The organism is Streptomyces angustmyceticus (assembly GCF_019933235.1).
In the GTDB taxonomy this organism is placed as follows: Bacteria; Actinomycetota; Actinomycetes; order Streptomycetales; family Streptomycetaceae; genus Streptomyces; species Streptomyces angustmyceticus.
Map to the genome: position 1 here is coordinate 4156027 of NZ_CP082945.1, position 12507 is coordinate 4168533.

Below are 12507 nucleotides of genomic sequence, written 5' to 3' on the forward strand. Positions count from 1 at the left end.
TCCCCTCGTTCCGTGTGACGGGTCGGAGCTCGTTGTACGGACCAGCGTCCCGCGCGGCCGGCGCATTCGGATCATCCGCAGGTAGGCACTTTCCGCCCCGCCGTCTGTCACTTTCTATGTACGCCCGGCCCGGCCGGGGGGCGGCCACGGGGCGCCGGGCGGGGCGCCGGGCGGGGTGCCGAGGGGCCGTCGGGACCGGCCGGGACCCGTCCCAGCAGGGGCCCGACAGTGGTGCGACACCGGTCTGCTGGTGAGCCGGCGGAGCCCCGGCCGCCCCCTGGACGCGGGCCCCGGCACCCCTGTCCGCGCCCGCCGCATGGCCGCCACAGTCAATTTTCATGACTCTCATAGTCATGCCGTTGAGAGCGTTTCCGCTGGTACGGGGCCTGGACTCGCATGGTTGTCGAGCGCGTCAACGGATCGTCTTCGGTGAAGCCTGTTGACACTGCAATGACTCACCTGTCATGTTTCTGGTCATGAGGACGCCCCGAGCGTGACAAAGGGGCAGAAAGTAGGAGGCGGGTTTCATGGAGATGCGCGAGGAGCGGCGGCGCGTTGTCGTCACCGGCTGCGGCGTGGTGTCCCCCGTGGGAAACACCACCGCGGACTTCTGGGACGCCCTCCTGGCCGGCCGCAGCGGCGTCGGCCCCGTCACCCGCTTCGACACCTCGGGCCTCCCGGTCCGGATCGGCGGCGAGGTCACCGGCTTCGACTGGTCCGGCTGCCTCACCCCCCAGGAGGCCCGGCGCAGCGACAGCTTCACCCGGTACGCGGTGGTCGCCGCCACCGAGGCCCTGCGCGACGCCGGCCTCGAACCGCCGGCCGGCGTCGACCCGTACCGCTTCGCCGCGGTGATCGGCTCCGGCTACGGCGCCGCCTCCGCGATCCAGCAGCAGTACGACGTCCTCAAGGGGCAGGGACCGCGCCGGGTCTCCCCCTACCACTCCGTCCTCACCGCCATCGACCACCCGGCGAGCCTGCTGTCCATCAAGTACGGCATCGGCGGCCCCAGTTGCGCGGTCTCCGCGGCCTGCGCCACCGGCGCGGTGGCCATCGGCGAGGCGGCCGAGCTGATCCGCCACGGCCGCGCCGACCTCGTACTGGCCGGCGGGGCGGACGACTCGCTCACCGCCGTCGACCTGGCGGGCACCGCCAACGCCCAGGCCCTCTCGCGCCGCAACGACGACCCCGAAGGAGCCAGCCGGCCCTTCGACCGGGACCGCGACGGCTTCGTGATGGCCACCGGCGCCGCCGTCCTGACCCTGGAGGAGGCGGGCCACGCCGAGCGCCGCGGCGCCACGATCCTCGCGGAGGTCGCCGGGTACGCCGCGACCACGGACGCCCACCACGCGACCGCCCCCGATCCGACCGGCGCCGGAGCCGTCCGCGCGATGCGCGGCGCGCTCGCCGACGCCGGGCGCGCCCCCGAGGACGTGGGGCAGATCAGCGCCCACGGCACCGGGACGGTGCTCAACGACCGCATCGAGGCCGCGGCGCTGCGCGAGGTGCTCGGCCCCGACCACCTGAGCCGTACCCCGGTCACCGCGGTCAAGAGCATGACCGGGCACATGCTCGGCGCCTCCGGGGCAGCCGAGGCCGTCGCCGCGGTGCTCTCGCTCCGCGACCGGCGGATCCCCCCGATCCGCAACTGCGACCACCCCGAGGAGCCCGATCTCGACCTGGTGGTCAAGGGCGCCCGCGACTGGGACGGCGACGTGGTGCTGAGCAATTCCTTCGGATTCGGCGGACACAACGCCGTTCTCGTACTGACCCGCTACACCGGCTGAGGAGGGAGACGCACCGTGCAGGGACGACTGGTGACCTTGGAATGGCCCGGGGACGACGACTGGGCCGCGATCGCCTCCTGGCTGCGGCCCGGCTCGCCGGCCGCCGTGCTCAGCGGGGACTGGGAACTGCTGGGAGCCGCCGAGGTCGAGCAGGCCAACCGCTCGGGCCGGGTCCACCACCTGGTGATCCGGACGAAGGACGGCACGGGTATCGGCACCGTCAGCTACCAGCGCAGCGGCCGGATCGGCGGCTTCACCGTCGGGGGCGCGATCGGCTCCCCCGAGCTGTGGCGGCGCGGCTACGGCGCGGAGGCCGTCGTCCTCCTCGTCGACTACCTCTTCCACCAGCTCGACGCGCACCGCGTGCAGGTCACCACCGCCGGCTACAACAAGGGCATCATCCGGCTGATGACCAAGACCCGGTTCGTGGTCGAGGGCATCCTGCGCGACCACTGCTATCTCGACGGCGCGTACCACGACTCGATCGTGTGGGGACTGCTGCGCGACGAGCACTACGCCTCGCTGAAGCCCAGCGCCGACAACCGCGTACTGGCCGTGGGACTCGCCGACTTCGTGGACGAGGACGACAAGACCCAGGCGCGCGCCATCCTCACCGAGCACCTGGCGGCCACCCGCCGCACCGCGCTCGCCGGGTACCTGGACGACGAGGCCGCCCGCGACCACGACGCCGCCCCGGCCACCGATACCGCCCCCGTCCCCGCGCCCGCCCCGGCCGCCGCCCCCGCGCGAGGTGCCGCATGAGAGACGGCGCCGAGAGCTTCGCCCTGGCCGACCGCACCTTCTTCGACTGGCCCGGCAACTGGGACCTGGAGGCCACCCGCTTCCCCGCCCCGCCGCTGCCCGACGGCTGGACCCGCGACGACAACGAGGCCTGGACCTTCTGCCGCCCGGCCGAGGACCGCCTCCCCGACCAGGGCTGGAAGATCCACGTCAGCGCGGCCCCCGACGACGCCGCGCGCACCCTCGCCGACGTCGCCGCCCACTGCACCGCGCACGGCATCGCCTTCAAGTACCTCAAGAGCGCCAACGTCCTGCGCGCCCTGAGCCGCAAGTACGCCCAGCGCTCCTCGGCCGGCAAGCTGCTGACCGTCTACCCGGTGGACGACGCCGAGTTCACCCGCACCCTCGAAGGGCTCGACGCCGTCGTCGGCGGCCGCCCCGGCCCGTACGTCCTCACCGACCTGCGCTTTCGCGAGGGCCCGCTCTACGTCCGCTACGGCGGCTTCCGCACCCGCTACATGGAGGACGACCACGGCGAGCTGGTGACGGCCTTCCGGCGGCCCGACGGCACACCGGAACCGGACCGCAGGACCCCGGTCTTCCACACCCCCGACTGGGTCACGGTGCCCGACGTCCTCAAGGACTCGCTGGCCGCCCGGCAGGCCGTGGACGACTTCCCCTACCGGATCACCGGGGCGCTGCAGTTCTCCAACGGCGGTGGCGTCTACCGCGCCGCCCCCGTCGGCGACCAGGCCCTCGGCGCCGGCCAGGCGAGCGTCGTCCTCAAGGAGGGCCGGCCCCTCTCCGGGACCGACGGCGTCGGCCGCGACGCCGTCAGCCGGCTCGCCCACGAGCACCGGATGCTGGAGCGGCTGGCCGGACTGCCCGGCATCCCGCGCACCTTCGGCACCCTCCAGGTCCGCGACCACCTCTTCCTGGTCCTGGAGGACATCGCCGGACAGGACTTCCAGACCTGGCTCGCCGCCCACCACCCGCTGACCGTCCCCGACCCCGACGAACAGGCCGTCGCGGCCTACCGGGACCGCGCGCTGGCCCTGCTCGGCCGGATCGAGGCGCTGGTCGCCGCGGTCCACGCCCGCGGCATCCGGATCGGCGACCTGCACCCGGGCAACCTCATCATCAGGGACGGCGACGAACCCGTCCTGATCGACTTCGAGGTGGCCGACGAGGCCGATCAGGCCACCCCGAGCAGCCTCGGCGCCCCCGGCTTCCACCGGGCCGACGCCACCGGCACCGACGGCGACCACTACGCCCTCGCCGCCATCGGACTGTGGCTGTTCCTGCCGCTGGCCGCGCTCGGCGGCCTCGCCCCCGACAAGGCCCCCGCGCTGCTGGCCACCGCGGCCGAGCGGTACGGGCTGCCGGACCACCTGGTCGCACGACTGGCGCCGCAGCTGGCCCCCAACGACAACACCACCTCCGAACTCGCCTCGCCACCGGGGCCGTGGCCGCCCTCCGGCCTGCTCGCCTCCCTCGGCCGCGGGCTGCGCGCCGCCGCCACCCCGGACCGCACCGACCGCCTCTACCCCGGCGACTTCGAGCAGTTCATCGAGGGCGGCGCGGGCTTCGGACACGGCGCGGCCGGCGTCCTGTGGGCCCGGCACACCGCGCTCGGGGAGCGCGACGAAGCCGGCACGGCCTGGCTGCGCGCCGCCGTCGACCGGGTGCCCGCCGAACGGACCGGCTTCTACGACGGACTGCACGGCATGGCCTACGTCCTGCACGAACTGGGCGACGAACCGGCCGCGCTGCACGCCCTCGACCGGGCCGCCGGCCAACTCGCCGCACGCCACTGCCCCAGCCTCTACCGCGGGCTGTCCGGCGTCGGCCTCAACCTCCTGCACTTCGCCGCCGCACTCGGCAGCGACACCCTGCGCCGGCAGGCCCTCGGCCTCGCCGACCGCGTCACCGGGCAGCTGACCGCGGCCCGCGGCGAACCGGTCGCCCGCAGGCGCCGGCACGGCTCGAAGGACGCCGCCGGCCTGATGTACGGCTGGTCGGGCGCCGCGCTCTTCCTGCTGCGCGCCCACCAGGCCACCGGGGATCCCGGTCTGCTGGACGAGGCGGTCCGCGCCGTCCACCGCGACCTCGACCGCTGCTCCCCCGGCCCCCAGGACACCCTCCAGGTCGACGAGGGATTCCGGCTGCTGCCCTACCTGGACAACGGCAGCGCGGGGATCGCGCTGGTCGCGGCCGAGCTGCTGGACCACCGCGACGACGACCGGATCCGCGAGGCACTGCCCGCGCTGCTGCGCGCCTGCGCCGCCGACTTCGTCATCGAGTCCGGGCTGCTGGGCGGCCGCGCGGGACTGCTCGCCACCATGGCGGCGCTGCGCGGACGGGTGCCCCTGCCCCCGGAGGCCACCGAGCGGCATCTGCGCCGCCATCTGACCAACCTCGGCCAGCACGCCATGACATGGCGGGGCACGACCGTCTTCCCCTGTGACGGCCGCGCCCGGATCTCCATGGACCTGGCCGGCGGCGGCGCCGGAGTGCTGCTGGCGCTGTCCGCCACCGAACGGGGCACCCCGCTGCTCCCGTTCCTCACCGACTCGCGCCCCGCGACGGCCGGTTTGCCGGCCGCCCCGGGACGCGCCGGCGGCGCCACGAGCGCCGCCACCCCCACCGCCCCGTCCGGGGCAGCGGGCACTGCGCACCGCGGAAGGGAGGTGTCGTCAGATGACCATCATGGACCTGCAGGGCCTGGAGGTGCCGGGCGAGCGTGACGCCCAGGCGCTCGGCTCGACCGTCTCCGGCGGCTGCTGACGCGACGCCGGGCGGACCGCGCACCTCTCGTGCACGGCCCACCGGCTCCAGGTGTCCCGCAACGGCACCTGGTACGTCATCACCGTGTTCCCTTGCCACGACGAGCCCTCGGAAGGAGGTGTCGTCAGATGACCATCATGGACCTTCAGGGCCTGGAGGTGCCGGGCGAGCGTGACGCCCAGGCTCTCGGCTCCACGATCAGCGGCGGTTGCTGACGCGACGCCGGCTGGACCGTGCACCTGTGATGCACGGTCCACCGGCTCCAGGTGTCCCGCAACGGCACCTGGTACGTCATCACCGTGTTCCCTTGCCACGACGAGTCCCCGGAAGGAGGTGTCGCAATGACCATCATGGATCTTCAGGGTCTGGAGGTGCCGGGCGAGCGTGACGCTCAGGCGCTCGGCTCCACCATCTCCGGCGGCTGCTGACGCAGTCGGCCACACGGTGTGGGTGTTCCACCACACGCCGTGTATCTCACCGTACACATGTCCACCGATCCGCGGAAGGGAGGTGTCGAGATGACCATCATGGATCTTCAGGGTCTGGAGGTGCCGGGCGAGCGTGACGCCCAGGCTCTCGGCTCCACGATCAGCGGCGGCTGCTGACACGGCGCCCGGTGGTCCCGTGCTGCGGCACGGGCCACCGGGCCCCTGTGTTTTCCGGACGAAGGCCCATGGACGGAGGCCAGTTGAACGACCAAGCGGGCGCGGCACGCACCCTCTGCCTCATCGGCTGCGGCCCGCGCGGCGCCTCGATCGTCGAGCGGATCCTCGCCAACGTCCCCGCCCTGTACGGCGGCCGGCCCCTCGACCTGCACGTCGTCGACCCCTGCCCGCCGGGCGCCGGCCGCACCTGGCGCACCGACCAGCCGGAACTGCTGTGGATGAACTCCGCCGCCGAGCAGGTCACGATGTACCCCGACGAGAGCGTGGACTGCGCCGGGCCGCCGCGCCCCGGCCCCACCACCGCCACCTGGCTCGGCTCCCCGCTCCACGACGGCGCCTACGCCGCCCGCCGCGACCAGGGCCGCTATCTGCGGCACTTCTTCGAGACCGTCACCCGCGAACTTCCCCCCGGCGTACGGCTGTTCGTCCACCGGGCCCGGGCGGTCGACCTGCGGCGCACCGGCGGCGCCGGCGCGCCGGACGGGGGCGGCCGCCAGCAGGTGGTCCTCGACTCCGGCGAACCGCCCTTCCTCGCCGACCGGGTGGTGTTCGCCCAGGGCCACACCCCGGTCCTCGCCGAGCCGGTGCCGGCCGGGCTGACCCGGATCGGGCCCGGCCCCGCCGACCCGGACGCGCTGGAGCGCATCCCGCCCGGCGCCCCCGTCGTCGTCCGCGGCCTCGGCCTGGTCTTCATCGACTGCCTGGCGCTGCTGACCGAGGGCCGCGGCGGGCGCTTCGTCCGCGCCCCCGGCGGCACGCTGCGCTACCTGCCGTCCGGGCGCGAACCCCGGCTGTACGCCGGCTCCCGCCGCGGCGTCCCGCTGCCGCCGAAACCGGCGTACCCGGCACCGGCCGGCGCCCCGGCGCCGCCCGCCGCCCCGCGCTTCGCCACCGTCGAGGGCTGCCGGGCCCGGCTGTCCGCGCCCGGTGCCTCCTTCGGCCGCGAGGTCTGGCCGCTGGTGGTGGCCGAACTGGGCTGGTGGCACTACCGCGCGCTCTTCGCCGGGCAGCCCGGCCGGACCCGTACGACCTGGCAGGACTTCGACGCCCAGTACGCCCTGCTGCTCACCGACCCCGACGGCCTGGCCAAGCTCGCCCGGTCGGCGGTGCCCGACCCCGCCGACCGGTTCGACCTGGACCGGCTGGCCGCCCCGCTCGCCGGCGCGCGCTTCGACGGCACCGACGCGCTGCAGCGGCGGCTGCGCGGCCACCTCGCCGAGGTCCTGCGCCGCCGCACCGGCCCGGCACGCGGCGTGGAGACCGCGCTGGTCGACGGCCTGCAGCGGGTCGGCGCGGTGATCGAGGAGCTGTGGCGCTCGGGTGATCTGGACGCCGACCAGGTCGCGGAGGCGCTGGAGAGGTTCGCGCTCGGCACCTACCTCAGCTCGGGCCCGCCGCCGCTGCGCGCCGCACAGCTGCTGGCGCTCGCCGAGGCGGGGATCGTGACGTTCGTGGGGCCCGGGATGCGGGTGGAGGCCGTCGAGGGGGACGGGGCGTCGGGCGGCGCCGTCTTCCGGGCGTCCGGGCCCGCCGTCCCGGGCGCCGTCCACGAGGCGGCCGTGCTCCTCGACGCCCGGCTGGCGGCCCCCGCCTCCGACCGGGTCACCGACCCGCTGCTGCGCGCCCTGTTCGCCCGCGGCGAGCTGTCCGAGGACGGCGCGGGCGGGATGCCGCAGCTGTCCGGGGCCGGTCTGCACCCCGTCGACGCGTCCGGCGCCGTGCACCGGGACCGGATCGTCGCCGGGCCCGCGCAGTTCCCCCGTCCGGGCACCAACGCGGTCTACTTCCGCCAGAACGACGCCCTGGCGCGCCTGCTGCTCACCGACGAGTGAGGCCGCCGGGGGCCGCACCCCCCGTGCCCGGCCCGCTCAGCCCCGCAGGGCGATCCCGTGCTGCTGCGCCAGGATCGCGGCCTGCACCCGGCTGCTCAGGTGCAGCTTCGACAGGATGCGGCTGGTGTGCGTCTTCACGGTGCCCTCTGCGAGGTGCAGGGTCTCCGCGATGGCGCTGTTGGCCAGCCCGCGGGCGATGCAGGCCAGCACCTCCAACTCCCGTTTGGTCAGGGTGTCCAGGGCCTGCGCGGCGCCCTCCGGCAGGGTGGGTCCGGCGGCCGGAGGGCGGCCGGCGAACTCCGTGATCAGCCGCCGGGCGATGGCCGGGGTGAGGAAGCCGTCCCCGTACGCCACCTCCCGTACCGCGCCCACCAGTACGGCCGGCTCCGCGTTCTTGAGGATGAAGCCGCCGGCGCCGGCCCGCAGCGCCCCGAAGATGTACTCGTTGAGGTCGAAGGTGGTCAGCACCAGCACCTCGGCGAGGCCGCGCTCCACGATCCGGCGGGTGGCGGCGACCCCGTTGAGCTGCGGCATCTGGACGTCCATCAGCACCACGTCGGGCCGCAGTTCGGCGGCCATCCGCACCGCCTCCGCACCGTCACCGGCCTCGCCGACCACGGTGATGCCCGGATCGGTCTGCAGCACCAGGACGAGCCCGGACCGTACGGCGGCCTGGTCGTCGGCCACCAGCACCCGTATGCACTCGGGCCGCTCCACCGGGTCCGGGTCCGGGGCCGGGGCCTGGCCCGGCCGGCTCCCGCGCTCGTCCGCCACCAGCTCGTCCACTAGCTCCTCCACTGGCTGCGCCACCTTTCTCGTCGGAATCTCTGGAAACGCCCCAGGGGGTGTCTTCCCGGTCGGTCCGGATCACGGAGACCCTCCCTAGGAGTTCTGTGTCAGCGGGAGCACGGCCCGCACCCGCCAGCGTCCGGGGGCGGTGCGGTCGGGGCCCGCGTCGAAGATGCCGCCGACCAGCGCGGCCCGCTCGGACATCCCGGTGAGCCCGGCGCCCGCCCCGGTGGTCAGCTGTTCCACGGGGCGCTGCCGGACCCGGCCGTCCGGCAGGGTCAGCGGGCTGTCGACCGAGATGGTCAGCTGCTCGGCGCCCGCCTCGCAGCGGATCCGCACCCGCCCCGACGAGGCGTGCTTGAGGACGTTGGTCAGCGCCTCCTGCACGATGCGGTACGCCGTCACCTCGATCACCGACGACACCTCGGGGAAGCGCTCGGGGAACTCGGTGTGCAGGGTCAGCGCCGCCGCGTCCGCGGCCGGCCTGGCCTGCTCGACCAGCGCCCCCAGCGCGTTCAGCTGCGGCCGGTCCCAGTCGTCGTCCACCCCCCGGTCGGACCGCAGCAGCACCACCATCCGCCGCATTTCGGCCAGCCCCTGCACGCTGTTCTCGCGGATCACGGCCAGCGCCCGCAGCACCGGGTCGTCCTCGGCGGCGCCCTCCCCGGACACCTTCGACTCGGTCAGGGAGAGCACGGCGCTGGAGTGGATGGCGATGGCGCTGAGGTGGTTGGCCACCAGGTCGTGCAGTTCGCGGGCCATCCGGGTGCGCTCGGTCTGCAGCACGGTCTTGCGGTCCAGCTCCGCCAGCCGGTTGATCTGCGCGGCGCGCTGCCGTTCGCTGTCCGCCCGTTCCTTGTGGTTCCGTATCAACACCCCGGTCCACACCGGGGAGATGAGCAGCAGCGCGACGATGACACCGGTCGTCACCCCCTCCGAGCGGTCGCCGGTGAGGACGAGGACGACGGTGGTGGCGAGGGTGGCCGTGACGGTCCCGACCTGCAGCAGCCGGCACAGCCAGGGGGCGCCGTACAGCGCGGCGGCGTAGAGCAGGTCGGTGTAGATCAGCACGGGGCCCAGGCCACCGCTGGACGTGGTCTCCACGGTCACGGTGAGGGTTCCGACGGCGACCGCGACCGGCGGGGCCACGCTGCGCAGGGCGGTCGCGGTGCACAGCACCGCGACCGGCAGGACGGCCTGCCAAGCGGGGATATCGCCCCCCATCACCTGGGAGCCGCCCACGACATACAGAATCAGACAGCCGGCGAAGAAACCCACTGCCAATCTGAGGTCACGGAGCGGGACGGGGCGGCGGCGCGCGTGCGTACTGGGGAAAAGGCGTAACCACACACGAGGACAGTACTTCGGTGGGTTGCCCGTTCTCCTGGCCCTGGCGCCCGAATTTGGGGAGGTCCCTCGTACATCGAAGTATGTAGCCGTACATCAGCAGGAGGGATGACTCGAAGCTTCCGGAGGATCTGCAAACCTTGGGCTGTCTGTATCGATCGATGTAGGCGAAAAAGGGGGAGAGAAGCACCGCACGACAGGCCGCCACTCTCCCAGTGCGGCCCTGGTACCGCTCACCTGTGGAGGACGGAAAGTACGTGGAAACGAACGCCGCTCTTCTCGAACTCTGTCCGGAGCCCCTCGACCTGGGCGTTCCCGGCCAGTCGTCCCGTCACGGCCGGGCCCGCCCGGCCCCGCTCGCCGCCGCGCCCCCACCCGCTCACGACCACCCGGACGTCCCCGCCACCCCCGTTCCGGTCTTCGTCGTCCCCATCGGACCCGCCCCGTCCCGCGGCGCGGGAGAGGCCCTGTCCCCCGACGGCTGCCTGGGCCTCAACGGCCACTCCAGGGCGACGCTCGACGGCGCGTCCCGCAGCTGGCTGCAGGCCCGGCTCCCCGACCGGGTGAGCGCCGCGATGGCCGCCGCCCCCCACTGGGAGCTGTACGGCACCCGCGGCCTGCTGGTCGTGGCCTGCGGCGACGACGCCCGCCGGATGGGCTTCTCGGTCGAGTCGGTCCGCCCCACGTCCTCGCCGCACACCCCGTGCGAGGTCCTGACGGCCCAGGAGTCCCGCACCGCCGCGGGCCGCCCGTCCGCCGAGCGCGAGCGCCTCATCACCCGTTTCTGGGTCCGCAAGGACGCCGCGCTGCAGGCCGTCGGCAGTGGCCTGTCCATCGCGCCGGAACGCGTCGAGGCCGGCTTCCCCGCCGACCGCGGCACGGTCACCGTCCCCGGACCGTACGGCACCGAAGTCCCCGTTTACGTCCGGAACTTCACCTTCTCGCCCGCCTACGAGTTCGCCGTCGCCGTCCCGGAACCCCTCGCGCTCACCCCCTCATTCGCCTATTCGGTCAGGTAAATGCCCGTTCCCACAGGGGCGGCGGGGCGCACCGGACCGGAATTGCCGGGCGCGGCCGGAATTCGGGCCTTGCCGCCGGGTGGCGGCGCGGAAATGTGCGGTGCAATCACGGCCCGACGGGCAATGGGAAGCGGGGATTCCGCGCTGCGCCCACCCGGGTGAAACTCGCGCATGTCGCGCTCACCGGGGCCACGGAAAACCATATTGCCGGGTTAGTTGGTGCGTGCCCACCGGTCGTGGCGAGTACTCCGTCACGGCGCTGCCGGAGCACCGCGGAGGTTTCCCGTCATGCCGTCGCCCCTCGCCCAACGGTCCGTCGACACGCTCCTGTCCGTGCTGCTGGTCCTCGTCGGCGGCGTGGGCCTGGCCGCCCTCACCGGACCGAGCGCCGCGGCGGCCGGCCCGAACGCCGCCGACACCGTCCCGTCCGCCGACTCGCCCGGACCCGACTGGGAGCGCATCGCCGCCTGCGAGAGCAGCGGCCGCTGGCACATCAACAGCGGAAACGGCTACCACGGGGGCCTGCAGATCGACCTCCCCACCTGGCGCGCCTACGGGGGCAGCCGCTACGCCCCGCGCGCCGACCTCGCCACCCGCTCCCAGCAGATCGCCGTCGGCGAGCGCATCGCCCGCGACCGCGGCCTGTCCGCCTGGCCCAACTGCGCCCGGACGGCCACCAACGGCTCCGCCGGCAGCTCCGCCCCCGACGCCCGGCAGTCCCCGGCGGCCGCCGGGGACTCCGCCCCGCGCGCCCGCACCACCTCCTCCGGCCCCAGAGCGCGCAGCTATGTCGTCCGGCCCGGCGACTGCCTCTCCGCCATCGCCCACCGCACCCACGCCCCGGGCGGCACCAAGGGCCTCTACCACCGCAACAAACACCACCTCGACCAGGGCCCCGACCACATCTATCCGGGGCAGCGGCTGCGGCTGCGGGGGTGAGGAGCGGCGCCACCGCCCGGCACGGGCGAAAGGGGCGCACACCGCGGGCGGGGCCCGTCCGCACGGTGACGCAGGGAGCCGTCACGGTGAATCCACTGATCGTTCAGAGTGAATGCGCGGGACGGGCCGTTGCTCAGGCTTGGTGGACGGGGCAACGCCCGGTAGCAAGACCGCGGGGTACCCAACCGCGAGGTGCAGGAGCACACAGTGAAGAACATGGCACGCGTCAACTTGGTGATCGCAGGAGCTTGCGGCCTGCTCCTGGCGGCCGGTACGGCGTCGCCCGCCCAGGCATGGGACGGGGGACCGTACGGCCTCGACGGGGTGTGGAACAGCGACACCGTGGCGAGCTTCCACGCCGGCTTCAGCTGCCGCAACCGGGCGAGGATCTGCATCAACGGCCCGCTGAACAGCGGCAACGTCGCGAACTCGCAGAACGTCCACCTGTCCGGCAACAACAGCAACAGCGGTAGCCCGACCAACGTCAACGGCAACACCAACGACGACGCCGGCGGCACGACCGGAGCCGAGAACAAGACCAGCAACGACATCCAGCACATCGGCCGCGGCGGCCGGCAGATCCTGTGATCCGGCGCTGATC

11 protein-coding genes are annotated in these 12507 nt (G+C 73.9%); 9 read left to right on the forward strand and 2 right to left on the reverse strand.

Annotated elements, in window-relative coordinates; translation table 11 throughout:
• The first annotated feature begins 527 nt into the window (after positions 1–527).
• From K7396_RS18655 to K7396_RS18680, 6 genes are all read left to right on the forward strand, one after another.
• Positions 528–1787, forward strand: a complete 1260-nt coding sequence (locus tag K7396_RS18655; protein ID WP_218039128.1) for a beta-ketoacyl-[acyl-carrier-protein] synthase family protein — start codon at positions 528–530, stop codon at positions 1785–1787.
• 15 nt (positions 1788–1802) lie between these two features.
• Positions 1803–2549, forward strand: a complete 747-nt coding sequence (locus K7396_RS18660; RefSeq protein ID WP_152104785.1) for a GNAT family N-acetyltransferase — start codon at positions 1803–1805, stop codon at positions 2547–2549.
• A complete protein-coding gene (gene lanKC, locus K7396_RS18665; protein WP_086720620.1) occupies positions 2546–5275 on the forward strand; it encodes a class III lanthionine synthetase LanKC in 2730 nt (909 codons plus the stop codon). Before K7396_RS18660 ends, lanKC begins: the two co-directional genes overlap by 4 nt.
• A gap of 306 nt (positions 5276–5581) precedes the next feature.
• Positions 5582–5743 carry a hypothetical protein gene (locus tag K7396_RS18670; RefSeq protein WP_158101187.1) on the forward strand — a complete coding sequence of 54 codons (162 nt, stop codon included), beginning with the start codon at positions 5582–5584 and terminating at the stop codon, positions 5741–5743.
• Positions 5744–5800: 57 nt separating this feature from the next.
• Complete coding sequence (locus tag K7396_RS18675; RefSeq protein ID WP_208629161.1) at positions 5801–5920, forward strand: class III lanthipeptide; 120 nt, start codon at positions 5801–5803, stop codon at positions 5918–5920.
• Between the two features lie 83 nt (positions 5921–6003).
• Entirely contained in the window at positions 6004–7812 is a 1809-nt protein-coding gene (locus tag K7396_RS18680; RefSeq protein WP_158101188.1) for an FAD/NAD(P)-binding protein, read from the forward strand.
• Positions 7813–7848: 36 nt separating this feature from the next.
• Here K7396_RS18680 and K7396_RS18685 read toward each other — a convergent pair whose 3' ends face one another.
• Both K7396_RS18685 and K7396_RS18690 read right to left on the reverse strand, forming a co-directional pair.
• Positions 7849–8511, reverse strand: a complete 663-nt coding sequence (locus K7396_RS18685; protein ID WP_174886961.1) for a response regulator — start codon at positions 8509–8511, stop codon at positions 7849–7851.
• A 183-nt stretch (positions 8512–8694) separates the two neighbouring features.
• Positions 8695–9843, reverse strand: a complete 1149-nt coding sequence (locus K7396_RS18690) for a sensor histidine kinase (RefSeq protein WP_143589220.1) — start codon at positions 9841–9843, stop codon at positions 8695–8697.
• A 362-nt stretch (positions 9844–10205) separates the two neighbouring features.
• Here K7396_RS18690 and K7396_RS18695 point away from each other — a divergent pair, with 362 nt between their 5' ends.
• The 3 genes from K7396_RS18695 to K7396_RS18705 all read left to right on the forward strand — a co-directional run bounded on the left by K7396_RS18695 (position 10206) and on the right by K7396_RS18705 (position 12494).
• Complete coding sequence (locus tag K7396_RS18695; protein ID WP_152104786.1) at positions 10206–10967, forward strand: 4'-phosphopantetheinyl transferase family protein; 762 nt, start codon at positions 10206–10208, stop codon at positions 10965–10967.
• A gap of 288 nt (positions 10968–11255) precedes the next feature.
• A complete protein-coding gene (locus tag K7396_RS18700) occupies positions 11256–11906 on the forward strand; it encodes a transglycosylase family protein (protein WP_152104787.1) in 651 nt (216 codons plus the stop codon).
• 216 nt (positions 11907–12122) lie between these two features.
• Positions 12123–12494, forward strand: a complete 372-nt coding sequence (locus K7396_RS18705; protein WP_373866943.1) for a hypothetical protein — start codon at positions 12123–12125, stop codon at positions 12492–12494.
• Positions 12495–12507 lie beyond the last annotated feature (13 nt).